The sequence below is a fragment of the Pandoraea terrigena genome (assembly GCF_902459705.1).
Lineage (GTDB): Bacteria > Pseudomonadota > Gammaproteobacteria > Burkholderiales > Burkholderiaceae > Pandoraea > Pandoraea terrigena.
Genome location: NZ_CABPRU010000007.1, coordinates 76,261 through 102,001, shown reverse-complemented (window position 1 = coordinate 102,001; position 25,741 = coordinate 76,261). Strand labels below are relative to the sequence as shown.

Annotated in this window: 26 protein-coding genes, 1 tRNA gene and 2 pseudogenes; 8 read left to right on the top strand and 21 right to left on the bottom strand. The window is 57.4% G+C overall.

The window, feature by feature from the left end; all coding sequences use genetic code 11:
• Positions 1-231: 231 nt before the first annotated feature.
• Positions 232-2,757 carry a UvrD-helicase domain-containing protein gene (locus PTE31013_RS15505; protein ID WP_150613668.1) on the bottom strand — a complete coding sequence of 842 codons (2,526 nt, stop codon included), beginning with the start codon at positions 2,755-2,757 and terminating at the stop codon, positions 232-234.
• A 597-nt stretch (positions 2,758-3,354) separates the two neighbouring features.
• On the opposite strand from PTE31013_RS15505, the pseudogene PTE31013_RS15500 reads away from it, so the two are divergent.
• The 5 genes and pseudogenes from PTE31013_RS15500 to PTE31013_RS15480 form a co-directional block, all read left to right on the top strand.
• Positions 3,355-4,130: pseudogene (locus tag PTE31013_RS15500) on the top strand (transposase); the annotation flags it as partial.
• Positions 4,131-4,189: 59 nt separating this feature from the next.
• A protein-coding gene (locus PTE31013_RS15495) for an IS3 family transposase (protein WP_150613667.1) occupies positions 4,190-5,298 on the top strand; the annotation gives its coding sequence in 2 pieces (ribosomal slippage) (positions 4,190-4,436 and positions 4,436-5,298; 1,110 coding nt in all).
• A 159-nt stretch (positions 5,299-5,457) separates the two neighbouring features.
• Positions 5,458-6,708, top strand: coding sequence for an IS256 family transposase (locus PTE31013_RS15490; protein ID WP_150613666.1), 1,251 nt, complete (start codon positions 5,458-5,460; stop codon positions 6,706-6,708).
• A 42-nt stretch (positions 6,709-6,750) separates the two neighbouring features.
• Positions 6,751-7,224, top strand: a complete 474-nt coding sequence (locus PTE31013_RS15485; protein ID WP_246174610.1) for a DEAD/DEAH box helicase family protein — start codon at positions 6,751-6,753, stop codon at positions 7,222-7,224.
• 166 nt (positions 7,225-7,390) lie between these two features.
• Positions 7,391-8,478, top strand: a protein-coding gene (locus PTE31013_RS15480; protein WP_150613664.1) for an IS3 family transposase whose coding sequence is annotated in 2 segments (ribosomal slippage) — positions 7,391-7,640 and positions 7,640-8,478 — 1,089 coding nt in all. Because the reading frame shifts where the segments join, the coding sequence is not laid out codon by codon here.
• 117 nt (positions 8,479-8,595) lie between these two features.
• Here PTE31013_RS15480 and PTE31013_RS15475 read toward each other — a convergent pair.
• From PTE31013_RS15475 to PTE31013_RS15465, 3 genes are all read right to left on the bottom strand, one after another.
• Positions 8,596-9,150 (bottom strand): HD domain-containing protein, encoded by a 555-nt coding sequence (locus PTE31013_RS15475; protein ID WP_150613663.1) that lies wholly within the window; start codon positions 9,148-9,150, stop codon positions 8,596-8,598.
• Positions 9,151-9,846: 696 nt separating this feature from the next.
• On the bottom strand, positions 9,847-10,233 hold the full coding sequence (locus PTE31013_RS15470) for a hypothetical protein (RefSeq protein ID WP_150613662.1): 387 nt from the start codon (positions 10,231-10,233) through the stop codon (positions 9,847-9,849).
• 29 nt (positions 10,234-10,262) lie between these two features.
• Complete coding sequence (locus PTE31013_RS15465) at positions 10,263-10,811, bottom strand: YccF domain-containing protein (protein WP_217426239.1); 549 nt, start codon at positions 10,809-10,811, stop codon at positions 10,263-10,265.
• Positions 10,812-10,962: 151 nt separating this feature from the next.
• Between PTE31013_RS15465 and PTE31013_RS15460 the strand changes: the two genes are divergently transcribed.
• Positions 10,963-11,364 carry a helix-turn-helix domain-containing protein gene (locus PTE31013_RS15460; protein WP_246174608.1) on the top strand — a complete coding sequence of 134 codons (402 nt, stop codon included), beginning with the start codon at positions 10,963-10,965 and terminating at the stop codon, positions 11,362-11,364.
• 260 nt (positions 11,365-11,624) lie between these two features.
• Here the strand turns inward: PTE31013_RS15460 and PTE31013_RS15455 are convergent, their stop codons facing one another.
• The 11 genes and pseudogenes from PTE31013_RS15455 to petA all read right to left on the bottom strand — a co-directional run bounded on the left by PTE31013_RS15455 (position 11,625) and on the right by petA (position 19,788).
• Positions 11,625-12,725, bottom strand: coding sequence for a phage/plasmid replication domain-containing protein (locus PTE31013_RS15455; RefSeq protein WP_174978584.1), 1,101 nt, complete (start codon positions 12,723-12,725; stop codon positions 11,625-11,627).
• Between the two features lie 151 nt (positions 12,726-12,876).
• Positions 12,877-13,110 (bottom strand): helix-turn-helix transcriptional regulator, encoded by a 234-nt coding sequence (locus tag PTE31013_RS15450; RefSeq protein WP_343039555.1) that lies wholly within the window; start codon positions 13,108-13,110, stop codon positions 12,877-12,879.
• A 110-nt stretch (positions 13,111-13,220) separates the two neighbouring features.
• On the bottom strand, positions 13,221-13,961 hold the full coding sequence (locus tag PTE31013_RS15445) for a transcriptional regulator domain-containing protein (protein ID WP_150613660.1): 741 nt from the start codon (positions 13,959-13,961) through the stop codon (positions 13,221-13,223).
• 242 nt (positions 13,962-14,203) lie between these two features.
• On the bottom strand, positions 14,204-15,412 hold the full coding sequence (locus PTE31013_RS15440; protein WP_150613659.1) for a tyrosine-type recombinase/integrase: 1,209 nt from the start codon (positions 15,410-15,412) through the stop codon (positions 14,204-14,206).
• Positions 15,413-15,603: 191 nt separating this feature from the next.
• A tRNA-Thr gene (locus tag PTE31013_RS15435) sits at positions 15,604-15,679 on the bottom strand.
• A 126-nt stretch (positions 15,680-15,805) separates the two neighbouring features.
• Positions 15,806-16,264: a ClpXP protease specificity-enhancing factor gene (locus PTE31013_RS15430; RefSeq protein WP_150613658.1), complete on the bottom strand. Its 459-nt coding sequence runs from the start codon at positions 16,262-16,264 to the stop codon at positions 15,806-15,808.
• Positions 16,265-16,339: 75 nt separating this feature from the next.
• Complete coding sequence (locus tag PTE31013_RS15425; protein ID WP_023593906.1) at positions 16,340-16,951, bottom strand: glutathione S-transferase N-terminal domain-containing protein; 612 nt, start codon at positions 16,949-16,951, stop codon at positions 16,340-16,342.
• Between the two features lie 83 nt (positions 16,952-17,034).
• Entirely contained in the window at positions 17,035-17,754 is a 720-nt protein-coding gene (locus tag PTE31013_RS15420; protein ID WP_150613657.1) for a cytochrome c1, read from the bottom strand.
• Entirely contained in the window at positions 17,751-17,990 is a 240-nt protein-coding gene (locus PTE31013_RS25420; RefSeq protein ID WP_484555855.1) for a Bbp19 family protein, read from the bottom strand. Before PTE31013_RS25420 ends, PTE31013_RS15420 begins: the two co-directional genes overlap by 4 nt.
• A pseudogene (locus tag PTE31013_RS15415) lies at positions 17,930-19,024 on the bottom strand (cytochrome b); the annotation flags it as partial. The gene PTE31013_RS25420 and the pseudogene PTE31013_RS15415, both read right to left, overlap by 61 nt.
• 149 nt (positions 19,025-19,173) lie before the next feature.
• The gene (gene petA / locus PTE31013_RS15410) at positions 19,174-19,788 is read right to left on the bottom strand and encodes a ubiquinol-cytochrome c reductase iron-sulfur subunit (protein ID WP_150613655.1); all 615 of its coding nucleotides are present in this window, start codon (positions 19,786-19,788) and stop codon (positions 19,174-19,176) included.
• Between the two features lie 415 nt (positions 19,789-20,203).
• On the opposite strand from petA, the gene mscL reads away from it, so the two are divergent.
• Complete coding sequence (gene mscL, locus PTE31013_RS15405; RefSeq protein ID WP_150613654.1) at positions 20,204-20,650, top strand: large conductance mechanosensitive channel protein MscL; 447 nt, start codon at positions 20,204-20,206, stop codon at positions 20,648-20,650.
• 21 nt (positions 20,651-20,671) lie between these two features.
• On the opposite strand, the gene PTE31013_RS15400 is transcribed toward mscL, so the two are convergent.
• Complete coding sequence (locus PTE31013_RS15400) at positions 20,672-21,421, bottom strand: Nif3-like dinuclear metal center hexameric protein (RefSeq protein ID WP_150613653.1); 750 nt, start codon at positions 21,419-21,421, stop codon at positions 20,672-20,674.
• A gap of 20 nt (positions 21,422-21,441) precedes the next feature.
• Here PTE31013_RS15400 and PTE31013_RS15395 point away from each other — a divergent pair, with 20 nt between their 5' ends.
• The gene (locus PTE31013_RS15395) at positions 21,442-22,683 is read left to right on the top strand and encodes a Do family serine endopeptidase (RefSeq protein ID WP_150613652.1); all 1,242 of its coding nucleotides are present in this window, start codon (positions 21,442-21,444) and stop codon (positions 22,681-22,683) included.
• 209 nt (positions 22,684-22,892) lie between these two features.
• On the opposite strand, the gene tatC is transcribed toward PTE31013_RS15395, so the two are convergent.
• From tatC to PTE31013_RS15370, 5 genes are all read right to left on the bottom strand, one after another.
• Positions 22,893-23,684, bottom strand: coding sequence for a twin-arginine translocase subunit TatC (tatC, locus tag PTE31013_RS15390; RefSeq protein WP_150613651.1), 792 nt, complete (start codon positions 23,682-23,684; stop codon positions 22,893-22,895).
• Between the two features lie 65 nt (positions 23,685-23,749).
• Positions 23,750-24,292: a Sec-independent protein translocase protein TatB gene (gene tatB / locus PTE31013_RS15385; protein ID WP_150613650.1), complete on the bottom strand. Its 543-nt coding sequence runs from the start codon at positions 24,290-24,292 to the stop codon at positions 23,750-23,752.
• 12 nt (positions 24,293-24,304) lie between these two features.
• Positions 24,305-24,550 carry a Sec-independent protein translocase subunit TatA gene (tatA, locus tag PTE31013_RS15380; protein WP_150613649.1) on the bottom strand — a complete coding sequence of 82 codons (246 nt, stop codon included), beginning with the start codon at positions 24,548-24,550 and terminating at the stop codon, positions 24,305-24,307.
• Positions 24,551-24,830: 280 nt separating this feature from the next.
• Entirely contained in the window at positions 24,831-25,205 is a 375-nt protein-coding gene (locus PTE31013_RS15375) for a histidine triad nucleotide-binding protein (RefSeq protein WP_150613648.1), read from the bottom strand.
• Positions 25,206-25,259: 54 nt separating this feature from the next.
• Positions 25,260-25,682 carry a DUF4870 family protein gene (locus tag PTE31013_RS15370; protein WP_246174606.1) on the bottom strand — a complete coding sequence of 141 codons (423 nt, stop codon included), beginning with the start codon at positions 25,680-25,682 and terminating at the stop codon, positions 25,260-25,262.
• Between the last annotated feature and the right edge of the window lie 59 nt (positions 25,683-25,741).

Below are 25,741 nucleotides of genomic sequence, written 5' to 3'. Positions count from 1 at the left end.
GCACCAACGAAAACCCCAACGGCTTGCCGCGACATTGCTTCCCTAAAGGCACTCCTCCGGACGGAATTTCGCAGAAGAAGCCGAGCGACGTTGCTGAGAACCTGAGCATCAGGCCAAGAAAAACTCTGAGGTTCAAAACACCAGCAAAAATACTTCAGCGTGCGTTACAGTGACAGGTTGAATTCGGCGGCACCGCTTACTGGGATAGGGTCAACTACTTGACGAGCACTTTCATAGTCGAGCGGGGAGCCCAGTTTGACTCTTAACATTCAACAAATGAGCAGAGGCGCCGGCTACACTATCCACGAACCAAAACGTGCGACGTCGGCCGCGCGTCGCCCCCACATATGCCAAACGATATGCCTCATCAAGCGCGGCCATATCGTACGTATAGTTAACGTCGAAGAGCCCGCTGGCCACGTATACTCGGTTCCGCAATTTATGAACCTGATCGTACGAGCAATCCTCGATCATGACTGCCACCTCAGCTTGCAACCCTTTCGCGCGATGGTAGGTGTAGAACAGAATCCCCGCTCGCGCCTCCAGAAGCGCTTTAAGTTTGTCGATCACAGTGTTTGTCCGACTCATAACTATAACTTTGTTCTTATGAGATTTCGGCAATGACTTAACATACTCCAGCTGCTCCTCAATGAATGCTGCGATTTTGCTGAGCTTCTCCGCTGACAGCTCGCCACACTCGAATAGCTTCACGCCGTGGTCACCATGCTCCAGCGGCTGAGTCGCAACGCTGGACTTTATCGTTTTGGTCACGACAGATCCAAGCAGCCGTTCCGCGTCTCGGATAATCGGCTCAACCGAGCGAAAATTCTCAACCATCTGGACTTTTAGCGCCGGACCGACCTGAGGGTGCGCGGGGAAATGGCTATCGAACTTTATGAAGAATTCCGGCGCACTTCCTCTCCAGCCATAGATGGCTTGCCAATCGTCACCGATGGCCATGAGGGTAGGAAATTTATCCGGATTCTCCGTGTCCGCGAGTTGCCGCTGACACGACACCAACCAATGGACAATCTGTGGCGAAATATCCTGGAATTCGTCGATCACGAGGTTCGTTAGCGGCCGAAGCACATCCAGTGGAACTCGAGGACCAGTATCGCGTTGCTCACTTGAGAGTAGCAGGAACGCGTTGTTGAAAGTCATCTGCTTCTTCGTCGACAGAAGCTCGTTGAAATGCAACCAGTATCTGGGTAACGCGGAGCAGAAGTGAAATTCAAGACCATAATTGCGGAATGCGGGCATTTCTTTCACCGCATTTGGAACACGCATCCCCATACTCTCGATAAACGAAGCCTGCATGTAAAAGGCTTCTGCAATGTTCGCAAACTTCAGCTCGCCGTCCAACTTCACCTCGAAAACGGGTGCCCCGCCGATCGGCCGGCTGCCGGGACTTAGCCACAGACGCTCAAGCGCCAGCATGTCTAAGCGAGACCTCGTGTTGACGTAACGATAGTCTCCCGCGAACGATACAGCGACTATATTTCTCTTCACTTTTAGGGCTGACCGGAGAGTGAATATTGCCTTTCCAGCATCGTCGACGAGCTGCTCCTCCGGCGAGAACATTGCAGCGGCATCCTTCTCAACAAGCTCGCCAAAGAACACCAGCCTCCCATGCTCGGTCCGCGCGTTGGCGTAGAAAATTCTTCCGTCACGCTTGAACGCCGGAAACGGACCCTCCTCGACGCCGTCCGGCCACAATGCTCTCTCTCGGTAGCGAGCATTCACAGTTTCAACGAGCCTCAGATCGCGGGCGGCTGCCGACCTTATCGTACCTTCTCTATACTCCTTGTCGTCATCCCGTTCGGCTGACGCTGCTCGACTGCACTCGATCATAAGCATCTGCAGCACATGTTCGCGGAATTTTTCGTCAGCAGCGAACAGTTGCGCGTAAGCCAAGTTAATAAGCGTCAGTTGATCGTCATTGAGCTTTGCTGCAGACATCGGGTTATCGATGTCCTCTTCGTCATCAGGGCGATCGATATTCCCTTTGTTTTCTAATTTAGTTATCCTGATGTTCTCAAAAAATCCGACGCCGGGAAAAGCACTCTTCGCCACACGGAACAACATAGAATGAAACGTCCTAACAAGACGCTTCGCTTCGCTATAGTCGAGCTCAATTCCCCAGTGTGGAAGTACTTCCATGAGAGTCTCGCGCAGCTCATCGCACGAGGCTCGAGTGAACGAAACAACCGTGATTTCGTCCCTCTGCCGCCGCAAATGTTTCAGCATGAACACAACACGCAAAACAAGCGTAGTTGACTTGCCCGAGCCAGCCCCCGCGATAACACAAGTGGCGGGATGCTTAGCGAATATCATGCTCCATTGCTGCTCTGTCGGTGCGGGGACCTTTTTTTCGCGTACCGCGGCGGCCACTTCACTGCGCATCTTTGCCTCCACGTCGGCCCCGAACGTGAAGCTATGTGGCCCATACACCGTTGACTCCAAGGGCCGGGGCTCCGTCGGCGTCTGATGATTCTCGATAACCCAAACCTGGCGGCCCTCCGCAAATCCGGTCGCGTGTCCGGTTGCCTCCCCCTCAGCGCGACCTTTCTCGTAGCCACTTGCATGTCCAGACGTTTCGCCATCCTGCTCACCGGACGTTCGCCCCGCTTCATAGCCCTTTCGATAACCGGAGTGCTGAGCCGCTTGTCGGACTTCGTCGATGTGACTGGCGATCAAACGTGCAACACAGTTCTCGGCTAAGCCAAACAAACGAGCAACGATTTCCTTGAATCTCATCTCAGCGCAAATCCCCGTAGTTACTATCCCAGCGCAGTTAACGCACTGGCGCTTTTCACCACAGATTCTACGGAATTTGGCGATGTGGTGGCACCCCGCTCCCCAGCAAAGTTCCCATTACTTCTTGACCCTCCCCTTCGATTGGAGGCTTGCCAACGAGACTGAGGCGCCCCATTTCGGCCGCGGCGAATTCCCACGCGTCCTAACGTCAATATTCTCGGAGAGAGCGCTACAAGGAGCGCAGTTCACAGGGATTGCCCGCGAGCGGTCGCCCACCGGCGAAAACCCCAAACTGACGCACAAGCTTCCCACAAGACAAGGGAGTCTTCGGATCGTCGCTGGCGAACTCAAAAGATTCCGGACAATTCCATCCGGAGATTTTCATTCACCTTCCCCCGGCCTAAAAATAGGAATACAACCGCTTAAGATGCACAATACTAGAAGGGGCACTATTTTCGCCCGAGGCTCAAGCCGTATTGGACTTTCCCGACCGCGGCGGCATGCGCAGTTACGGGTGACGACTGTTTCCGGCCGAGGCTGTGCCAAAACCGTCCCGATCGCCTAGACTGAATCAACCTGCTAGCGCGAGAGGCGGAGATGGGGCGATTTGTCGAGGGTGCGAACTGCAGTCAGGCAACGTTGCTGCGGGAATGTCTAGAAGACTTCATCGCCGAGGACAATCCCGTCCGGATAGTCGATGCATTCGTAGACGAGCTCGATCTGGCTTCCATGGGATTCGAAGGCACCACGCCCGCGATAACTGGGCGACCGTCTTACCATCCACCCGTTCTGCTCATGCTCTACATCTACGGTTTTCTCAACCGCGTGCAGTCGAGCCGACGTCTGGAGCGCGAGTGCCAGCGCGATGTCGAATTGATGCGGCTGACCGGTCGCCTCGCACCTGACTTTAAGACGATTGCCGAGTTCAGGCGCAGCAATGGTGCCGTCGCTTCGTGATTATGTGCCGTGACCTGAAGCTCTTCACGCAAGCGGCTGGCCCCATTGACGGCAGCAAGTTCAAAGTGGTTAACAGCCGCGATAACAACTTCACGCCCAACAAGATTGCAAGGCGTCAGGAACAGATTGAGCGGAGCATTCAGCGTTATCTGGATGCCCTGGAGACGGCCGAGGTGGAAGCAAAGACCGAACGGCTACGGGAAAAGATCGAAACGCTGCGCGAGCAGATGCGCGATCTGGATCGCACCGCAGAACTGCGGAATGATTTACCTGGCAAACGGGTCTCGCTAACTGATCCAGATTCGCGCTCGATGATGTCGCAAGCCAAGGGCACGGGCGTAGTTGGCTACAACGTTCAGGTGGCTGTCGATACGAAACTTCACCTCATTGTGACTCACGAAGTTGACCTGACCGGGAAATTTCGTACCAAAGAAATCTAGAGATAATGGCTCCTCAGCTCAGATGAGGAGTTGGTATGAAGAAAAGTCGGTACAACGACGAACAGATTGTGCGGATACTGCGCGAAGCGGATCGAGACACAGTGCCTGAAGTGGCTAAGCGCCACGGCGTGAGCGAAGCGTCGATTTATGCCTGGCGAAAGCACTTTGGCGAGATGGTCAGCGACGACGTCAAACGACTCAAGGCGCTTGAAGCGGAGAATGTCAGGCTGAAGAAGCTGGTCGCCGACCAAGCGCTGGATATTCAGGTCTTGAAGGAGATCGGTGCAAAAAAGTGGTGAGCGCGCAGGTTCGCTGTGAGCAAGCCCGCTTTGCGATGGAGCGTGGTTTGAGCCAACGGCGAGCGTGTGCGCTCATGCAGGTCAGCCGATCAAGCTTGAGCTACACGCTCAAGATGCCGCGTAAAAGCACACCGGTGATCGAGGCGATGCGAACGTTGTCGGGGCAATTCCCGCGTTTCGGTTCGCGCCACATCCGAGTGTTGCTGGGACGCGAAGGTATTGTCGTCGGTCGCGATCGATGCGCCTCGCTCTTGGCACAGGCGGGTCTGCAAGTACCAAAGAAAAGACGTAGACGTCAGGTGGCTGGCAGTCGGCCAAGACCTCATGCGCCAGCAACTCGCAACTCGGTGTGGTGCTATGACTTCGTATTCGATGCCTGTGCGAATGGCCAGCAGGTCAAATGCTTGACGGTGGTCGACGAATTTACGCGGGAGTGCCTGGCGATTGATGTGGCGGGATCAATTCGCTCAAGTCGAGTCGTCGAAGTGCTGGGCCGGTTAATCAGCGTGCATGGCGCACCTCGTTATCTGCGCTCAGACAATGGGCCGGAGTTTGTCAGCACGGCGCTGCTCAAATGGGCTGTGCAGGAGAACATCGAGACAGCGCTGATTGATCCGGGCAAGCCGTGGCAGAACGGTACCAACGAAAGCTTCAACGGAAAATTCCGAGATGAATGTTTGGCGATGGAGTGGTTTCGCAACCGAATTGAAGCGAAGATCGTGATCGAAGACTGGCGCACTCACTACAACGAAGTGCGCCCGCATTCGAGTTTGCAGTACCAAACCCCGGCCGAATTTCGCCGGGCTAGCGAATGTATTTCAACCACTGGAGCCGTGAACCTCTAGACACCCGTGGTACGAAGAAATCCGTCAGGTCAGAAGGGCGAATCGTCAACAATCGTTGAAGAAACCTGCAGAAAACGATGACCACTATGCAACTCTCGACCGTGATGGGCCTGTCAGTAATTTCGTGTTCAAGGCATATGATGCTCTCAAGGAGAATGTATGCCTCGCAAACCGAAAGCCCCGCTGGCAGAGCTGCCGGCAATTCCCGCCGAGCTGCTTGAGCAGTTCGGCGATGGTCCGATGACGGCCGAAGCCATCAATGCCGCGACCATGGCGCTCAAGAAGGCGCTCATCGAACGCGCCCTGGGCGGCGAGTTGAACCACCATCTCGGCTACCCGGCCGGCGGGGCCAAACCGGCCAACGTCACCAATCAGCGCAACGGCCGAGGCGCCAAGACGGTGCTGACTGAGGACGGCCCAATGCGCATCGAGGTGCCCCGCGACCGTGACGGCAGCTTCGAGCCGCTGCTGATTCCCAAGCACGAACGCCGCTTCACGGGCTTCGACGACAAGATCGTCGCCATGTATGCCCGAGGCATGACTGTGCGCGAGATCCAGGGCTTCCTGCTGGAGCAGTACGGCACCGAGGTCTCACCCGACTTCATCAGTTCCGTGACCGACGAGGTGATGGCCGAGGTCACTGCCTGGCAGGCCCGGGCGCTGGAGCCGATGTATCCGATCGTGTTCTTCGACGCGCTGCGGGTCAAGATTCGCGAAGACGCCGTGGTGCGTAACAAGGCTGTCTATCTGGCACTGGGCGTGTTGCCTGACGGCTCGCGCGACATCCTGGGCCTGTGGATCGAGAACACCGAAGGTGCCAAGTTCTGGATGAAGGTGTTCAACGACCTGAAAACGCGTGGGATCCAGGACATCCTGATCGCCGTGACCGACGGCCTCAAAGGCATGCCTGAAGCCCTGGCCGCCGTGTTTCCGGCCACGACGCTGCAAACCTGCATCGTCCATCTGATCCGCAACAGCCTCGATTACGCGAGCTGGAAGGATCGCAAGGGGCTGGCTGCCGCGATCAAACCGATCTACACCGCGCCCAGCGCCGAGGCGGCTCAAGCCGAATTGGATGCGTTTGCCCACGGGCCTTGGGGCCAGAAATTCCCAACCGTGAGTACGTCGTGGCGCAATGCCTGGGATCGCGTGATTCCATTCTTTGCGTTTCCCCCGGACATCCGCAAGGTTATATACACTACGAACGCCATTGAGAATATCAATTCGCAGCTGCGCAAGATCATCAAGACGCGAGGTCACTTCCCGACCGATGATGCTGCGACGAAACTCATTTGGCTGGCACTGCGCAATATCACCGCTGATTGGGGGCGTGCAGCCAAAGACTGGAAAGCGGCCATGAACCAATTCGCTATCCTCTACGCCGATCGTTTCGTGCGACCGTCCGTGTGATTCTCAACCCGCCTTGAACACGGAATTTCTGACACCCCCACCGTGATCCACATTAACAGCCCTATCAGCAGCGGGAAATCAACGATCGGTTCCGCCTTGGCGCACGTGCTTCCACATACGGATCTGATTGAGGGTGATGATCACGGCGCCCCTGAACACCTACCACGCGAAGTTCAATGGGCAATTGCCTTCGAGCGAATCGAACAGAGCATTCGAGACACGCAATGCCAATACCTTGTAGTTGCTTATCCGATTGATGAAAGCCAGTTCCTCAGGCTCAACGCGGCATGCCGGCATCGATCTGCGCGCCTTGTCGTTGTCACCCTGGCTCCGCCGATGAAAACAGCACTGGCCGATCGCGGAGTGCGCAAACTGACGAGATGGGAGCGAGAGCGAATTATCGAGATGTACGCCCAAGGATATCAGTCGCGTTCATTTACCGATGTCTTCATCGACACATCCCGAGGCACGGTAAATGAATGCGTGAACAAAATCCGCAGCGAACTGCAGACATAGTCTTCACCGGTGAGGCGGGATGTGGAACCCAAGCGGATCATTCGTCCTAATCTCCGAAAACGAACTTTACTAGACTCCGGATGGCACTGTTTGCTGGGAGGGTAATGCCCCCGGAAACCCACCGCTAGGAGAAGTAGAATTTTCTTGTTAAGAGGGAGTTCTGCAGATGAAGAAGTCGAGATTCACGGACAGCCAGATACTGGAGGCGCTCAAGCGCGCGGAGGCTGGGCTGGCGGTGCCGGAGCTGTGCCGAGAACTGGGCATCAGTTCGGCAACGTTTTATAAATGGCGCTCGAAGTACGGTGGCATGGACGCGTCGATGATGTCGCGCATGAAGGAGCTGGAGGCGGAGAATGCCCGGCTTCGCAAGATGTACATCGAGGAGAAGCTCAAGGCTGAGATTGCCTCGGAGGCCTTGCAAAAAAAGTTCTGAAGCCATCTCGTCGGCGCGAGATGGCAAAGCAGGTTGTGCAACAGCGGCGCGTGTCAATTCGTGTGGCGTGCGCGGTGTTCGGCATCAGCGAGTCGTGCTACCGGTACGCGGCGAAGTTGAACACGGAGAACGAAGAGATTGCCGACTGGCTGCTGCGTATTACGGGCTGCCATCGCAACTGGGGCTTTCTGCTGTGCTACTTCTACCTGCGTAACGTGAAGGGATTCGGCTGGAACCACAAGCGCATTTACCGGATTTACCGCGAGCTGGAGCTGAACCTGCGCATCAAGCCGAAAAAGCGGCTGGTGCGGGAAACGCCGCAGCCGCTATCGGTACCGGAGGCCATCAATGAAGTGTGGTCGATGGACTTCATGCATGACCAACTGGTTGACGGGCGCAGTATCCGGACGCTGAACGTGATTGATGATTTCAACCGCGAGGCGCTGGGCATCGAGGTGGATTTCTCGTTGCCATCCGAGCGGGTGATTCGCACGCTGAAGCAACATATAGAATGGCGAGGCAAGCCGAAGGTCATCCGATGCGACAACGGCCCGGAATATTTGAGTGCGGCCATCGTGACATGGACGCAGAAGCAAGGCATCCGGCTGGAATACATCGAGCCGGGCAAGCCGCAGCAGAACGCGTATATCGAACGGTTCAACCGGACTGCGCGATACGAATGGCTGTCGCAGTACCTGTGGGACGACCTGGAGCAGGTTCGCGAAGCGGCGGCCGACTGGATGTGGATTTACAATCACGAGCGCCCGAATATGGCATTGGGCGGTTTTACCCCGAAGCAGCGGCTTGCCATGGCCGCTTAGTTTCTACTTCTGCTGACCGTGGAAAACGGGGGCATTACCGGAGCAGGTCAAAACAACACGGCAACGTGAGCCACGCTATCTGTATAGCAGACAACCTCACCGTTAGACCGCATTGGACTACCCTGCGTCCCTCTGATCCCAACGATGTGGCTCGCCCCTTCTGCCACGACACGCATTGTCAAATAGTCGCTCTAGCGTCGGGTGTACGCCGCGAAGCTGATCTACGACGGCTTTGGCCCAATCAAAGTAGGCCTGCGTTCGCTCCTCTGACCAGCCAACCGGTGGGGTGTTCGCCAAGTCTCGCAAGTTACAGATCTTGTCCGCGATCTTAATGAGCTTCGCCGGTCGGCTGCTGTTCGACGCATGTTCGATCTGCAATTGTTTTCGTTCGTTTTTTGAAAGCGTTTTATTGTCCGATACTTCGCATACGATATCCGCCACAATTTGCCCGAAACAATTTGCTAACTCCTCCGCGCTGGTATCGGTGTCCTCCAAAATGTCGTGCAAAATGGCCGCGACCAAAACCGTTTCGTCTTCAACGTAAGCCTCGTTCGCCAGCACATCAATGAGCGCTATAGGGTGGTTAATGTATGGCGATGCGTCGGGGTCTTTTCTACGTTGATTTCGGTGCTTCTCGGCCGCGAACGCGATCGCCGCAATCAGGTTTCTCATTTCATCCTCATCAAAGAGCGCCACAGGATATCGATCGACAGCGGTCCGCATCAATGACGAGGGCACAGTCGGTCGGCGTTCGCCGCCTCCGAACAGAGTCTGGCGAACTCCTATATATTTTTTCGGATGGAGGCGACAAGTTTCTCGTCGGGGCAACGTCAGACCTGTTCTGACGCGCAACGGCGATATCAATGTATGTCGTCAGCATCAATGCAATCAGGATGAACACCAGCGACGACTCCGTAGTCGCACGTTGCGGTGATGCGACTACGATACAGCTGCTCCAGGCATGCGACGGTGGAACATCGATCTCTCGCTGATAGCCACTTTTTCTGCTCCTGCCTAATAGTTGCTCCTCCTCCCGGCCCCAAATCGGCAGTCGTCATGTTCCGATAGTTGAATGACATTGCATCGTCCAACTTACTCAAAAGCGGATTACTGCACACCTGCGTTTCAGCGTACGTTCTCGCCTTTTTGCAGTCAAACGATGCCCCTAGCGCATACGTCGAAATTACAAGAGGAACGAGTGCAAAAGTCAGCGACTGAAATTTCATGAAATCTCCTTGCGTAAGGTTTTGCCAATTTGGCGAATTCGCCCGCACAGAATGGACCAATATTCGAACGAACAAGATGTGCGGACGCGAAGAGTCTCGAGATCAACTTCAGCTTTTGCGTGCGGAGACTTTGTCTTCGCAATCACATCCCTGGTGGCAGCCGTATCTCACCCATCGCCCGCTGACACGAGCTATTTAAGGACCGGGAAAATTGCAGTGGCACGACAAGCCCATTGATGAGGTTCATCATGGGTACGACAAACTGTTCGCCTGCACATTTTTGCGCGACGGCATCACCTCCCTGTTCCGCAATTTGTTTGCGGATTTGAACGCGCCCTTCATTCAAAGCCTTTAGCGCATTTTTTATATCCTGCACTTCTTTGGGATTTGTTCTCTCGTACACGCTCATTAGATTGCGAGTACAGGCCTCCGCTGCCCTGAAGTACTGATCGCATGCTAAAGGTATTGATTGTGCGCCGGCCAAAGTGGCAAACACAGTAAGAATTGCGAGCATTGTCCACTTCACCATTTGCGCTCCTGACCGGCACGTCTCGATGTTCAGATATCGTCGTAGGACTTCAAGCCAGCTACCGACGCCCCACCCCGCACGTCACGTAAAGCAGCCTTTGCATTCTCACCTCTAGCTTCTTCGGCGAGTTTCGTAGTCACGATGCTCTTGCCTATCGGTGCAATCGCCAGCCCCGCCAACTTGAAGTGTTGAATTCCAAATGGAATTCCCAAAACGGTCAAACAACAGCCAATACCCAAAACCGTATGAGCAAGCATGATCCAGAAGCCGAGAAGTAGGAACCAGACAAAGTTACCAACGGTGCCAATCCATGAGGTCCCCACATCACGGTTCAACGTCAGTTCACGACGGTTGATCGCCTCCCTCCCGAATGGAGCTACCGCGAGCTCCGAAATGTTGTAGCAGGAGCGCCCCCAAGGGATACCAACGACGGAAACAAAGGCAATGCCTGAGGCGACCAACCAGAGCAACCACGACCAAAATCCCCCGAGAAAGAAAAACCAGATGGCGTTACCAAGTGTGCGCATCAGAAGCTCCGAATTGGTTGAGCGAAGGCTGGCAGGCGGCCAAACTTTCATCGAGACTCAACCTAAGAAGGTGATATTCGTAAACAAGCATCTAATATTACTACGCAAAAAGTTGACCGACAACCAATTCATGTGTTACGTGAATAAGGTTGGTAGCCGACCATCTACGTTGTCAAACTAGACGCACGTGGAGAGGTTGAACGTGGCTCTGTCCAAGCAGGAACAGCTGGTCAATCGGAAAATCGGCAAAACGATCGCAAAGAAGCGGCGAATTGCGGGCTATACCCAAGAACAGGTGGCAGAACACCTGGGCATCGGGAACGAGGCCTTCTCTCGTATCGAACGAGGGCTAGTGAGTCCCGGCATCTTCAAGTTGTACGAAATGGCCGAGTTGTTTGAGTGCGGGGTAGAGACGTTTCTGATAGAGGGGTCCAGACGACCGACCGACCAAGCGGAACACGTTCAGCAGCTACTTTCCCGACTGTCTCCGGTTGATCGTCAGATGCTCGTTGGAATCATGGAAAAACTCGCGCTGAGAATCGGGCGAGAAACTCGCAAGTCCAAAAGCACGCACGTTGAAGCTGAAGGGGACGAGCTAACCTAACCGGCATCGTCTTCGATGCCGGTTAGGTAGATTTCGTGCGGTTTCTACAGAGTTTCGAAGACGGCGACTTCGGAATGACAGATGATCATAGAAATCGCAAGGGAGTTGTCGGCCAATTTGGCAAACTGTCGAAGGATGATCCGAGGTTGTTGCCGAACGGAATTTGCTCTCGCATTTGGCGCAAGCGGAACTGGGCCACATGTCTGACGATCCTCGAATATCACTGAGCGCGAGTCCTTCGAGCAATGTAACGGCAACGACTATGCCTTTGTAGTCGAAGGTGCCATTCTTCGGACCTTCGGAGGCGCCATGCCTGCGTCGATCAACCATTTCGGCGTTCTCACCGGATGAATCGATAGAGACGCGTTCAGTGGCGCACTTTCAAGATTCGGGCACGCGATGTCGATACCTAGAATGCGGAACTTCGCGCGATAACGCGCCAAGGTACGTGCGGGAAAAATTGACGCGAGGTCGGCCCCGAGCTTATGCAAGAAGAACACACTGCGAAGTTTCGGGGGAATAGCGTTGAATTCATCCTCGGACACAGGCCCGCTCGTGACGTTGAGCGCAGGAAGTTTCCCGACGTACTGTCGAAAGACGTCTCTTGCCCTCTCAGGCGTCCAATCCATGGCACGAGAAAGACCCAGCTTCTTGAGCTCCGGCCGCCGCAAGCGCACTTCAACGCGAAGCAGGCTCTGGCATTCGCTGACGAGTCGCGCGAAGTTTACATCTGATTTCGAGCGATTCAATTTTGACCTCAATTGCGGGCCCTTTGCGTATCCGGCCACGCAGTATTTCCTAGCGCGCTGCGGAGCCAGAGACACGTAACCATCATATGCGTGGCAGTTGGTATTCCGGCCAATTAGTTGATGAGCTAGCCGTTTGATGAGCGCACGAACGGCCGATTCGGATCCGAGATCGAAGTTGACGGCCAAGTCCACACGATAAAGTTCGATATCGCCACCCTTCCAGCGCTCCCACACTTCGGTGGTTGAAGTGAATCCAATTTGATCCCGAATCCTACGCAATGCTGCGACGCAGCCTGAGCGGAGGCGAGCCGACGTGTGCACGTTCTGCCCGTAACGAAATCCGAACAGTGACCCCTCGACAAAAAGAACGCCATTCTTCCCGAAGTGCTCACGAAGTTGTCGATAGCGGACTTGCAGCGGATGGCGTTGATGCGCACCAGCAATCGGCTTGCGATTTGTGGACATTGCCAGAGCTTCACCGTCCGGGCTCGTCGTCGTCATCTTCGTAACACCGAGCGATGGTACGTGAACGTCAGAGACGGAGAACTCAACAGTGTCGATGTTCACCTGGAATTTGTCACCCAGGACTTCAATTAAGGGGTTCTTGTTCATAGCTTTCTTAAATATCAGAGTCAGTTGATGCCGATTTGTCGGTCTCTTGAAACACATAGGAATCCTAAATTTATTGGAAATACCACATGCCAAATAATGTCTAGATGCCATGTATTACAGTGATTCGGTGTAAGTCAGAAACGAAGGAGTATTACGTACGTTGCGCCATCTTCTGCTGAATCCACGCATCAATTTCGTTCGAGACCCAGCCTACGGACTTGACCGATAGGCGAATGGGTGCCGGAAACGTGCCATTTTGAATCCCGGCGTATATGCTGGAGCGCGAAAGTCCGGTAATGAGTTCCACGTCCTTGCGACGCAGAATTGTCATATTTTGCCAAATAGACCGCGCGCTGTTCTGTTCGATGTGGATGATGTTGGTCATGTCTGTCCTCGGGAGATCTCCGTTTTCTGCAATAGCATGGATGACATGATCCGACATATACGTGCCCTCGGCACGGAGGAAAAACGGTTGTTTTTTCCTCCGCGGGGCTACTATTTGCTGTCCTGTTCTTTGGGTCGAACCGGCATGCGCTCCAGCCGCTTCGGAGAAGAAAAAATTGCGGTGTACCCGAATTCGGTTAAGTCCCTCGCGGACCTGACAGCCTTACGAATCGCATCGGCTTCCAACGTTTTGGGTTGCCCTTTCTTCGTATATTCGCGCCACCAAGGCAAATGAGCAATGTCGATAGGATCGTGCCCCACAGCAGTAGCATCTAGCAGTCGAAGATTCCGAAGGTGTTGCTTCCTGCCAAGATGGCTCTGTGGGTGTTGCTTGCAGTCTTTCTCAAAACCCTTCAGATTCTCGAGGTACTTTTGCAGACATTTTTCTGCGTTGGCCACCATCGCCCCTATCGCATTCTTCGCGTGGAGGGCGGGGCGAAGATTGAATACGATCGCGACTTGATCGTGTCTTAACGCAGTGGACCATTCCGTTGCACCGATTGACTGCGGCAAAGGAGACGGCTTGATAGCTTGAAAGGCGGGCTTCTGTGTCTCACACGGAGCATCGCAATCGCGATACCTTTTCAACATGAACCGCTGAGCGATCTCGGCCTTGCGCGCAAGCCGTTCGGCACTATTTTTTATCGCAGATACGTCGGCACAAGCGGCTCGAAACGACAAATTTCGCCTCAGGTACTCCCATGCCCATCGTCGATAATCCCACTCTTCCCACCCTTTGTAGTCGTCGATGCTTGCCCCATCCGGCAGGGGTATTCGTTGAGATTTTTTCATAATCAGTTGGTATCGGAGCCGCCCAAAGGATTTCCGGCATCGCTGCCACTTCGGCCCAGCTCGCCAATCCCAAAGTGGCGATGTGGCAACGCATCAGTCGTTGGACACCAAGCTTGGGCCTAAATAATCGGCGGGAAATATAGTGAGGCACGTCTGCCTTGTGCTCGATCTTCCTCGTGAAGGCCCATCTTTTAGATCGGTAGGAGTAGCCAGGGAAAGGCTGATGGGGTGCACACCGACGCTCACCCCATAGGCAGACCATGTATGCCGTTAGCTCTTAGCTTTTCCAAATAATCAGCCCACTTCTGCATCATGGCGCATCGCTCTTTGATGAATTTCGTACGGTTGTATGCCTTGCCGAGATTGTCCGGAACCGAATGCGCGAGCTGATGCTCAATTACCTCCGGCTTTTGCTCCAACTCCTCGTGCAAAATCGTGCGCGCCATTGCCCGAAAGCCGTGTCCTGTAATTTCCGTGCGAGTGTCATAGCCGAGTCGACGAAGGGCCGCATTGACCGCGGCCTCACTCATTGGGCGCTGAGAGGAGCGTGCTCCGGGAAAGACGTAACGACCGTTGCCGGTCAGCGCCCGAAGCTCCCGCAGAATTCGCACAGCTTGGGTTGCGAGCGGAACCAGATGCTCTGTCTTCGTTTTGGTGACAAGGTACCGCCACTCGCCCTTATCAAGATCGATCTGAGCCCACTCGGCCTTTCGCAACTCGCCAGGTCGAGTAAACAACATGGGAGCAAGCTTCAGCGCGCACAGAACAGGAAACGTGCCGGAAAACCCATCGAATGCTCGAAGCATTGCGCCAACCTTCGCCGGTTCGGTAATCGAAGCGAAATGCGTTGTCTGCGCAGGTGGAATAGCATTGACCAAATCACGAGCAGGGTCAGATTTACAGTAGCCTTCCTTGATTCCGTAGCGAAATGCACGACTGATCTCACCACGAACCTTGTGAGCCGTGAAACGCGCACCGCGGCTATCGATCCGCTTGAGGACCGTCAGAACTTCAGGAGCATCGATTTCGGCAACCGGCCGCTTACCCATCCAAGGGAACACATCCTTCTCGAAGCGAGCCTTAGTTTTCGCCATCGACCCAGCCGTAATGTACGGCTTGAGTTCATCCATCCAGCCAAGCGCAACTGCCTCGAAGGAATTGGTCGCCGCCAGACGCACCGCCCGTTTATCGGCTTTCTTCGCTTCGCCTGGGTCAATACCTGCCGCCAGTATCTTTCGCGCATTGTCCCGCTTTTCCCGCGCTGCAGCCAACGAAACATCCGGATAGACTCCCAACGCGAGCCGCTTTTCCTTGCCAGCAAAACGATACTTGAAGCGCCAGTACTTCCCACCTGAGAGGGCGACCTCCAGGTACATACCACCACCATCAGCAAGGCGGTACGGCTTTTCACGGGGCATCGCTTTCCGGACAGCAATGTCGGTCAATGGCATAAGGCACCTTACAACCCGAGGGGGCATTTTTCTCGGGGGCACATGTCAAATGCCAAAAGTCCCCCGGAGGTGCCCCCACATGCCCCCGGATCTGCACGGGCATCAGTGGACAAAGCTGGAATAAAAAAACCCGTGAAGCCTTATGCTATCACGGGTTTTTGGATTTCCCAGGACAATCTGGGAATGGTATTTGGTGCCGGCTGCAGGACTCGAACCCGCCACCTGATGATTACAAATCAACTGCTCTACCAGATGAGCTAAGCCGGCGAAGTCGTGTATTGTAACCGATTCATCGGTCACTGACGACTCTCTGTCAGGGCAAAATTGTTCGTGGGCGCGAGCGATTGAGGTAATGCGCACAAAGCGCTCACCCCGCTCACCCACCCTCGTGAATTACTTCACCACCTTCAGGCGAGCACGCCCGGCGTTGCCGCCCGCCGCGCCATTGCCGCCCGGGCGCGTCGGGTCGGAATCGTCATCACTCGGCGCCTGCACCGACGGCACCGCTTCCAACTCGGCCCCCTCTTCCTCAGACGCCTGCTTGTCGACCGGGAACGCCATCCCCTGGCCATTCTCGCGAGCATAAATCGCCAGCACGTTCGGCACCTGCACTTCCACCTTCTGCGAAATGCCGCCGAAGCGCGCGCTGAACTCAATCCAGTCGTTGCCCATCTGCAATCCGCTCGTGGCGTCGAAGCTGATGTTCAGCACGATTTCGCCATCTTTCACAAACTCGCGCGGTACTCGCGTCCTGGCATCGACATGCACGGCCAAATACGGTGTGTACCCGTTGTCGGTACACCACTCGTACAGCGCGCGCAAAAGGTAAGGCTTGGTAGACGTTTCAGGCATATGACCAACTTATCCCGCCGCGAAACCCGCCCACCCCATCGGCAGGCCAGCCTCGCCAGCGGTTCAATCAACGCATCAGCGACGCATGACCTTTTCGGACGGCGTCAGCGCTTCAATGTACGCCGGACGGCTGAAAATCCGCTCGGCATACTTCATCAACGGCGCGGCATTCTTCGACAACTCGATGCCATAGTGATCCAGACGCCACAACAACGGCGCAATCGCCACGTCGAGCATCGAGAACTCCTCGCCCAACATGTACTTGTTCTTCACGAAAATCGGCGCAAGCTGCGTCAGACGATCGCGAATCGACGCACGCGCCTTCTCATGCGTCTTCTCCGCCGCTTTGCCCTTTTCGTTCTCGAGCGCGCTCACATGCACGAACAGCTCTTTCTCGAAATTGAACAGGAACAACCGCGCGCGCGCACGCTGCACCGGATCGGCCGGCATCAGTTGCGGATGCGGGAAACGTTCGTCAATGTACTCATTGATGATGTTCGATTCGTACAGAATCAGGTCGCGTTCGACAAGAATCGGCACCTGACCGTACGGATTCATCACCGCAATGTCTTCCGGCTTGTTGAACAGGTCGACGTCACGGATTTCGAAATCCATGCCTTTTTCGAACAGAACCAGCCGGCAACGCTGGGAGAAGGGGCACGTCGTGCCCGAGTACAAAACCATCATAGCGCGTCTTCCTTAAAAACCAACGGGGCCGGGGCGGGAAACCGACGCTTCCCAAACCCTGGCCCCGTCGTACAGACGTTATTTTACTTCACGTCCTTCCAATAGGCCGCATTCAGGCGCCAGGCAAGTACCGTAAAGAGTCCCAAGAACAACAAAACCCAGACACCCAACTGCCGGCGTGTGCGTTGCGCCGGTTCCGACATCCAATCCAGATAAGATACCAGATCAGCCACGGCAGTATCGAATTCCACCGGTTTCATCGTCCCCTGCGTGATCTGCACGAACTGGGCCGGACCCTGCTCCGCCCCCTCCCCATGCTTCAATCCGCGCTGCCCCTGCAACTGCCACAACGGGTTGGGCATGCCCACATTCGGGAACGCCAGATTGTTCCACCCCGTCGGCCGCGCATCGTCCCGATAGAACGTACGCAAGTAGGTATAAAGCCAGTCCGTCCCTCGCGCCCGCGCCTCGACCGACAAATCCGGCGGCGCCGCACCAAACCACTCCTTGGCATCCGCCGCGCGCATGGCCACGGTCATCGTGTCGCCGATCTTGTCCGTCGTGAAGAGCAGATTGTTCTTGATCTCGGCGTCCGACAATCCCAGATCCTTCAGGCGCGAATACCGCATCGATGCCGCCGAATGGCAATTCAGGCAGTAGTTCACGAACAGCTTTGCGCCCCGCTGCAGCGACGCAAGATCGTCGATCCGATTGGGCGCGGTATCCAGCGCCACGCTTTCTTCAGCCAAGACCGGCGCCGCGAAACCACTCAGGAGCGCCAGGACAAGCAACAGTTTTCTCATCGTGTTATCCCTAGTCGTCGTTGACGTGCGCTCAGTGCGCCGCGAAAGTCACGCGCTCCGGCACCGGTTTGAACGTGCCGCGCTTGCTCCACAGCGGCATCAACCAGAAGAATCCGAAGTAATAGAGCGCGCCGACCTGCGAGATCGCGGTCTTCACCGGCGTCGGTTCCTGGATGCCCAGATACCCCAGCACAGCAAAAACGACGACGAGAATACCCAACAGCACCTTGTGGAATCCCGGACGGTAACGAATCGACTTCACCGGGCTATGGTCCAGCCACGGCAGGAAGAACAGCGTGACCACCGCGCCCCCCATCACCACCACGCCCCAGAACTTGGCCTCGGTCAGGTACATCGCCAGCAGCAGCAACACCACGCCGCCAGACGCCGCCACCTTCGTGGTTGCGGCCGCTTTGCCCTTGATCCACCAGATGGTCGCGACAATCACCGCCAGCACCATGAGCAGATGCTTGAAGTCGTCTGTCGTGGCACGCAGCATCGAGTAGAACGGCGTGAAATACCACACCGGAGCGATGTGCGGCGGCGTCTTGAGCGAATCCGCCGGGATAAAGTTGTTCGCTTCCAGGAAGTAACCGCCCATCGTCGGCGCAAAGAACACGATCGCCGAGAACACCATCAGGAACACGCCCACGCCCATGATGTCGTGCACCGTGTAGTACGGATGGAACGGAATGCCATCGAGCGGCCGGCCGTTGGCGTCTTTCTTGTCCTTGATCTCGACGCCGTCAGGGTTGTTGGACCCGACTTCGTGCAGCGCAATGATGTGCGCGACGATCAGTCCGATGAGCACCAGCGGGACGGCGATCACGTGGAAGGCAAAGAAACGGTTGAGCGTGGCGTCCGAGACGACGTAGTCGCCACGAATCCAAAGCGACAGGTCCGGACCGATGAACGGGATCGCCGAGAACAGGTTCACGATCACCTGCGCGCCCCAGTATGACATCTGTCCCCACGGCAGCAGGTAGCCCATGAACGCTTCGGCCATCAGGCACAGGAAGATCAGGCATCCGAACACCCACACCAGCTCGCGCGGCTTGCGGTACGACCCGTACAACAGCCCGCGGAACATGTGCAGATACACCACCACGAAGAACATCGACGCGCCCGTCGAGTGCATATAGCGAATGAGCCAGCCCCACGGCACTTCGCGCATGATGTACTCGACCGACGAAAACGCGAGATTCGCATCGGGCTTGTAGTTCATCACCAGGAAAATGCCGGTGAGGATCTGGATCACCAGCACCAGCATGGCCAGCGATCCGAAGAAATACCAGAAGTTGAAATTCTTGGGCGCGTAATACTCGGACGCGTGCTCCCTCCAGAGCTGGCTGAGCGGAAACCGGCGATCGATCCAGCCCAGCAAGCCCGTCGTGTCGACCTGTTTGTCGGCGGCCATGGTTACGCTTCTCCTTTTTCGTCTTTACCGATCACGAGCTTGGTGTCGTTCACGAACATGAAACGAGGAACGTCGAGATTCTTGGGCGCCGGCTTGTTCTTGAACACGCGGCCCGACATATCGTAGGTCGACCCGTGGCACGGGCACAGGAAGCCCGGGTCGGGGCCCAGCGCAGCGTTGGCGTTCGCCTGGTAAGGGCCGGAAGGGATGCAACCGAGGTGAGTGCAGATGCCGATGACCACGAGGAGGTCCTTGTGCTCGACACGCGCGCGAAACGCGTTCTTGCAATAGTCGGGCATCGGGTAGGAAAACGTTTCCTTGGAGTCCGGATCGGCCAGCTCGGCCGTCACTTTGGACAGCGAAGCCATCTCGTCCGGCGTGCGGCGCACGATCCACACCGGCAAGCCGCGCCAGGCCACGGTCATCTTCTCGCCTGGCTTGAGATTGCTGATGTCAGCCTCGACAGGCGCCCCGCCAGCCTTGGCGCGCTCCGAAGGTTCGAGCGAACTGACAAAGGGAACCAACGTTGCAACGCCGCCCACGCCTCCCGCTACGGACGTTGCAATCAACAGATTCCGACGGCTACTGTCGACGGCCTTTTCTTGATTGTCACTCATCACAAGCCCCACACGGTTGAATTGGTATTTCCGTCAACCTTAAATCATACGCGAGCGCAAATGCCTGCAACAACGGCAAAACGCCCCAGTCTCCTAGTGGTTTTCGCGTATTTTCAAAGGATTAACGTACCCTGCGGGTGGCTAGCGCTCACCCGGGGTTTCGCTTCTGGGATGCTGCACGAGAACCGCTATGATCGCCGCTTTCGTTGACGCGTGCACGACATTTAGTCATCATTTTCCCTGTCTCGTCCCGGTGACATCGCGCGCGGCCTGTGGCATTAGCGTGACATTGATCGACGCGGCGCCCGCCGCAGCCGTGCGGCCCGCATGGAATGACCGGTCACTCAATGCCAGTTCATGAGTGCCGGTGTCGCGATGCTTCTCCGGTCACTCATGAAAATCAGGGAGAAATGGCATGAGCTTCATGTCGGAATTCAAGGAATTTGCCGTCAAAGGCAGCGTCATCGATCTGGCCGTCGGTGTGATTATCGGTGGGGCCTTCGGCAAGATCGTCGATTCGGTCGTCAAGGACCTGATCATGCCGATCGTCGGTGCAATCTTCGGTGGCCTAGATTTCTCGAGCAAGTTCATTCTGCTCGGCGCCATACCGCCCGACTTCAAGGGCAATCCGACGTCCTACGCCGATCTGACCAAAGCCGGCGTGGCCGTGTTCGGCTATGGCAACTTCATCACCGTGGCCCTGAACTTCCTGATCCTGGCCGTCATCATCTTCCTGATGGTCAAGCAGATCAACCGGCTCAAGCGCTCCGCCCCGGAAGCTCCGGCAACCCCGGCGCCCACGCCGGAAGACATCGTTCTGCTGCGCGAAATCCGCGATAGTCTCAAGAAGCAGAACGGGTAAGGCCACGCGCCGCCCTTCGGGTCAGGCCGGGTTCGGCATATCGAAGAATCGATGCTCGAGTCCGAACCGGGCGGCAACATGCTCGCCCACGGCTTTCGCGCCGCCACGCTCGGTCGCGTGATGCCCCGCCGCCAGGTAACCCACGCCGCTCTCGAGGGCGAGATGCTGGGTGGGCTCGGAGACCTCGCCGCTGATGTACACATCGGTGCCCGCCGCGATGGCGGCTTCGAAGAACCCTTGCGCCCCGCCGGTGCACCATGCCACACGGCGCACCGCGCGGTCCGGATCGCCCAGCAGCAGGGGCGCGCGCCCCAGCCTCGCTTCGACGTGTGCCGCAAGCGCCGCCAAAGTCGTCGGCGCAGCGGGTGCGCCAAGCCACCCCAACTGATCCGGGCCAAAACGGCCGCCGTCGTCGGTGAAACCCAGCCACTTGCCGAGTTGCGCATTGTTGCCCAGCTCGGGATGGGCATCGAGCGGCAGGTGGTAGGCGAACAAGTTGATGTCATGACTGATCAACACGCCCAAACGACGACGCTTCATCCCGATAATTCGGGCATCTTCGCTCTTCCAGAAGTATCCATGGTGGACGAGGACGGCATCGGCGCCCCAGTCGCGGGCGGCTTCGAGAAATGCCAGGCTGGCGGTCACGCCGCTGGCGATTTTCTGGATCGCATTGCGCCCTTCGACCTGGAGGCCGTTCGGGCAGTAATCGCGAAATTGCGCGATTTGCAGGGTATCGTTCAGATACAATTCGAGTTCAACACGATTCATATATAAGGTCTCGCTCTTTCATGCTCAGACGCTTCTGGCTACTGTTCGCGCAAGCGGTCACCGTGCTGCTTGCGTTGCTCTTCATCGTCGCCACCCTGAAGCCTCAGTGGCTGCAACGCCAGGGTTCGTTCGGCAAGCAACTGGCCAATCCCATCATCGCGTTGCAGGAAGTCGCGCCGAGCCTGTCCGAGAAGCAGGCCACCGGCTCGTATGCCGACGGCGCGCAAAAGGCCATGCCCGCGGTCGTCAGCATTTTTTCCAGCAAGGAGCAAAAGCAGAATCGCGATCCGCGCCTCGATGATCCGCTGTTCCGCTATTTCTTCGGCGACGGCGGCGGCACGGTGCGGCAAGACCCAGTGTCGAGCCTCGGCTCGGGCGTGATTGTGAGCAGCGAAGGTTATATTCTCACGAATCATCACGTGGTGGACGGCGCCGACGAGATCGAAGTCGCCCTCGCCGATGGCCGCAAGGCCCGCGCCAAGCTGGTCGGCAGCGACCCCGAGACTGACCTGGCGGTGCTCAAGATCACGCTCGACAACCTGCCTGCGATCACGCTGGGCCGCATGGAACAGGTACACGTGGGTGATGTGGTCCTCGCCATCGGCAACCCGTTCGGCGTCGGCCAGACGGTCACGATGGGCATCATCAGCGCGCTGGGCCGCAATCACCTCGACATCAGCACGTTCGAGAACTTCATTCAGACGGATGCCGCCATCAACCCCGGCAACTCGGGCGGCGCACTGGTCGACGTGAACGGCAACCTGCTGGGCATCAACACAGCGATCTACTCGCGCAGCGGCGGCAACATGGGTATCGGCTTCGCCATTCCGGTGTCGACGGCCCGCTCGGTGCTCGAGAGCATCATTACCACCGGCTCGGTCACGCGGGGCTGGGTCGGTGTCGAGCCACAGGACATTACCTCGGATATCGCAGAGTCGTTCGGCCTGCAGCAGGACTCAGGGGTGATCATCGCCGGCGTCGTACAAGGGGGGCCCGCCGACAAGGCCGGCGTCCAACCGGGCGACATCCTGACAAAGGTGAACGACGAGTCGATTCGCGACACCACCGAACTGCTCAACGTGATCGCTCAGATCAAGCCGGGCACGCAGGTCAAGCTGAACGTCACGCGCAAAAAGAAAGCGATGGATCTCATCGTGACCATCGGCAAACGCCCCCCGCCCCCCAAGCGACCGGCGCAGGACAGTGGCGACGGCACCGACAGTGGTGGTGACGGCGGCCCGGACGGGAACAGCGCCGACTGACGGCACCCGACGGCCGGAACGACACGACGGCTGCGCTTCGGCGCGGCCGTCGTCGTCTCTGCGCTCAGCATTGTCCATCGCCGCCCGGGCAGTCCCCCTTGGCGATCACTCCCAAAAAAAGCACGGGTCATGGACCCGTGCTTTTTTGTCTGTATCGGTGTCGCGAGCCGGTGGCGGTGCCGCGGCAGGTCACGTCCGGTTATGCTGGGTTACGGCGTCGCCTCGCCATTGCCCTCGCTCTCGTCTCCAGCCTGCTGCCCCTGCTTGACGAACAGCCGTGCAGCAATCAGGCCCAGCTCGTAAAGGATACAGAGCGGGATCGCCAGCATGAGCTGCGAGAGCATATCTGGCGGCGTCACGACGGCCGCGAGCACAAAGGCGCCCACCACCACGTACGGCCGAATCTGCTTGAGCTTGTCGATGCTGACCACACCCATGCGGGCGAGCACCACGACAACGACCGGCACTTCGAAGGTCACCCCGAAGCACAGGAACATCGTGAGGACAAAACTCAGGTAATTGTCGATATCGGTGTTCATTTCCGCGCCCAATGGCGCGTTGTAATGCGCCATGAAGTGGAACACGGTCGGGAACACCAGGAAGTAGGCGAACGACATGCCGAGCAGGAACAGCGTGTAGCTGCTCACGACGAGCGGCACGACCAACTTCTTCTCGTGCTGATATAACCCCGGCGCTACGAACGCCCAGGCCTGGTAGAGCACGATCGGTAGCGCGATGACGAACGCCACCATCATTGTGACCTTCATCGGCACGAAGAACGAGCCGGTGATATCCGTGACGATCATCTTGCCGCCCACGGGCAGCGATTGCATCAGTGGACGAGAGAGCAGGCGGAAAATATCCGGCGCCCAATAGACCAGGGAGAGGAACACCACGATCACCGCCGCACCCGCGCGAATGATGCGGTTGCGCAGCTCGATCAGATGCGAGATGAAGGTCTCTTCGGAGCCCCCTTCGGGGATTTGCTTGTCGTCGCTCACGTCGACTTATCCAGGAATGAAGCCGGCACAGTGCCAGATGGCGGGAAGTTCAGTGCGCAAGCGCCTCAGAAGAACTTGACGGGCCGGCGCAGCTTGACCGGCGTGTGGCGCGCCACGCGCGCCGCCCCCGACTGCACCCGCGTTCGCGTGGCGCTGGCCTGCTTGAACCAGATCGGTGTGGCAGTCCGGCGCACACGCCAGTTGCGGCGCTTGGTCGACCCGCGTATCCCGGACGTGACCACCGGTTCGGCCAGATAGCTGTCCGAATACCCGGTCGCCGCGTCCGTGCCGCCACCGGCGATTTCGCCGGTCGATGTCCCCGTGGCACTGGCCCAGGCGTCGTTGAGCGACGCCTCCTGCTCGTGCAACTGCTTCTGAATGGTGTTCTGGGCGCTGCGGGCCGCGTCCTCGAACTGGGTGCGCATGTTGCGCAACTCGTCGAGTTCCATCTCGCGGCTCACCTCGGCTTTCACATCGTTGATATAGCGCTGTGCGCGGCCAAAGAGTGCCCCCGCCGTGCGTGCCACCTTGGGCAAGCGCTCGGGGCCGATCACGACCAGCGCGACAACGCCGATCAGCATCAGCTTGGAAAGACCAAGATCGATCATGTCGACGCCGGCTTAGCCTTGCTTGTGATTGCTCGCGTCCTTGGCCTGCACGTCGATGGTGGTCGAATCGCGCAGTTCCTTGGCAGCCGCCGGGTCTTCCTTGGCGGCCGGGGCACCTTCGCCCTCCTTCATGCCGTCCTTGAAACCCTTCACGGCGCCACCCAGGTCGCTGCCGATGTTACGCAGCTTCTTGGTGCCGAAAACCATCATCACGATCACCAGCACGATCAGCCAGTGCCAAATACTCAACGAACCCATGACCACTCTCCTTGCGTTTCCCCACCCCTGCCGCATCGCGACGGGGTCTTGTCGTGCACGATTGCCCTGGCGTCACGCCCCCCGGACAAGCGCTCCATGTTTGCCGCCGTGCCCGCGGCAATGTGCCCCATTGTGGCACATTGCGCGTCACGTCCTGCATCGTAACCGGGCCGGAGGCCGGGTAGAAATAAATGTTTCGTGAAACTGTCGTCGATGCGGGACGCTTGCACGATCTGGCTGTCTTGCGCGACAAAGTGTCGTGCCCCGCCGCCAGCGCTATTTACATCCGCTTCCACGGACGCGGCCCGGCCAGAATGTGCATGTGAAGATGATAAACCTCCTGGCCGCCGCCCGGCCCGGTGTTCGTCACGACACGGAACCCGTTGCCTTCGATGTTCGACGCATCGCCGTCAAAACGATAGCCCTGCTCCGCGGCCAGCCTTGGCGCGAGCAGCATCATCTTGCCCAGCAGCGCCTGATCGTCCGGCTGGCAGTCCTGCAGCGTGGCGATGTGCTTGCGCGGCACCATGAGCAGGTGCAGATCGGCGGCCGGGTTGATGTCCCTGAACACCACGACATCGTCGTCGGCATGGACCTGCGCGCTCGGGATCTGCCCGGCAATGATCTTGCAGAAGATACAGTTGTCGTGCGTCATGCGTGTGTCGTCCTCTCGAATACGTGTACGGTTCGAAGTGCCGCTCAGCGTGGTTCAGGCGCGCGCGGCATACATGGGCTTGTTGTCGTTCAGGTAGAGCCAGCCCTTGACGATCCGGTACAGTGCCCAGATGCCCAGCACCCAAAGAATGGCGAAGCCGACCATCACCACGGCGAGCGCCACGCCGAGCACACCCCAGACCACCGACCACCAGAACGTGCGGATCTGCCAGGTGAAATGCGAGGCGTAGAGCGTGCCGGCCGCATCGTCGCGCTTGATGTAGTTGATGATGATCGCCACGATGGCGGTCACGCCGCCCGTGAGCCAGAACAGCGCGTAGAGCGCATAGAGCACGTGCGTGAGCTTGCGCAGCGCGCGCTCCTGCTCGGCGCTCGGCGCATTCGGGGGCGTGGCAAGGTAAGGATTGCCCGGGCTACCGGACGATCCGGTCGCACCCGGGGGCTGCGAATCGTTCATGAGGCGTCTCCTCGCGTGAGCCTGCGCGGCATATCCACGATCACGGCCATCACGGCCGA

Bases quoted from the DNA above. Each gene is read 5' to 3' on its own strand.
- PTE31013_RS15440 (WP_150613659.1), bottom strand. From the start codon at position 15,412: ATGCCATTGACCGACATTGCTGTCCGGAAAGCGATGCCCCGTGAAAAG.
- PTE31013_RS15445 (WP_150613660.1), bottom strand. From the start codon at position 13,961: ATGAAAAAATCTCAACGAATACCCCTGCCGGATGGGGCAAGCATCGAC.
- PTE31013_RS15470 (WP_150613662.1), bottom strand. From the start codon at position 10,233: ATGGTGAAGTGGACAATGCTCGCAATTCTTACTGTGTTTGCCACTTTG.
- mscL (WP_150613654.1), top strand. From the start codon at position 20,204: ATGAGCTTCATGTCGGAATTCAAGGAATTTGCCGTCAAAGGCAGCGTC.
- tatB (WP_150613650.1), bottom strand. From the start codon at position 24,292: ATGATCGATCTTGGTCTTTCCAAGCTGATGCTGATCGGCGTTGTCGCG.
- PTE31013_RS15450 (WP_343039555.1), bottom strand. From the start codon at position 13,110: ATGACCAACATCATCCACATCGAACAGAACAGCGCGCGGTCTATTTGG.
- PTE31013_RS15425 (WP_023593906.1), bottom strand. From the start codon at position 16,951: ATGATGGTTTTGTACTCGGGCACGACGTGCCCCTTCTCCCAGCGTTGC.
- petA (WP_150613655.1), bottom strand. From the start codon at position 19,788: ATGAGTGACAATCAAGAAAAGGCCGTCGACAGTAGCCGTCGGAATCTG.
- PTE31013_RS15375 (WP_150613648.1), bottom strand. From the start codon at position 25,205: ATGACGCACGACAACTGTATCTTCTGCAAGATCATTGCCGGGCAGATC.
- PTE31013_RS15475 (WP_150613663.1), bottom strand. From the start codon at position 9,150: ATGAGAAACCTGATTGCGGCGATCGCGTTCGCGGCCGAGAAGCACCGA.
- PTE31013_RS15400 (WP_150613653.1), bottom strand. From the start codon at position 21,421: ATGAATCGTGTTGAACTCGAATTGTATCTGAACGATACCCTGCAAATC.
- PTE31013_RS15430 (WP_150613658.1), bottom strand. From the start codon at position 16,264: ATGCCTGAAACGTCTACCAAGCCTTACCTTTTGCGCGCGCTGTACGAG.
- tatA (WP_150613649.1), bottom strand. From the start codon at position 24,550: ATGGGTTCGTTGAGTATTTGGCACTGGCTGATCGTGCTGGTGATCGTG.
- PTE31013_RS15465 (WP_217426239.1), bottom strand. From the start codon at position 10,811: ATGAAAGTTTGGCCGCCTGCCAGCCTTCGCTCAACCAATTCGGAGCTT.
- PTE31013_RS15490 (WP_150613666.1), top strand. From the start codon at position 5,458: ATGCCTCGCAAACCGAAAGCCCCGCTGGCAGAGCTGCCGGCAATTCCC.
- PTE31013_RS15455 (WP_174978584.1), bottom strand. From the start codon at position 12,725: ATGAACAAGAACCCCTTAATTGAAGTCCTGGGTGACAAATTCCAGGTG.
- PTE31013_RS15370 (WP_246174606.1), bottom strand. From the start codon at position 25,682: ATGAACGATTCGCAGCCCCCGGGTGCGACCGGATCGTCCGGTAGCCCG.
- PTE31013_RS15505 (WP_150613668.1), bottom strand. From the start codon at position 2,757: ATGAGATTCAAGGAAATCGTTGCTCGTTTGTTTGGCTTAGCCGAGAAC.
- PTE31013_RS15420 (WP_150613657.1), bottom strand. From the start codon at position 17,754: ATGAGAAAACTGTTGCTTGTCCTGGCGCTCCTGAGTGGTTTCGCGGCG.
- PTE31013_RS15395 (WP_150613652.1), top strand. From the start codon at position 21,442: ATGCTCAGACGCTTCTGGCTACTGTTCGCGCAAGCGGTCACCGTGCTG.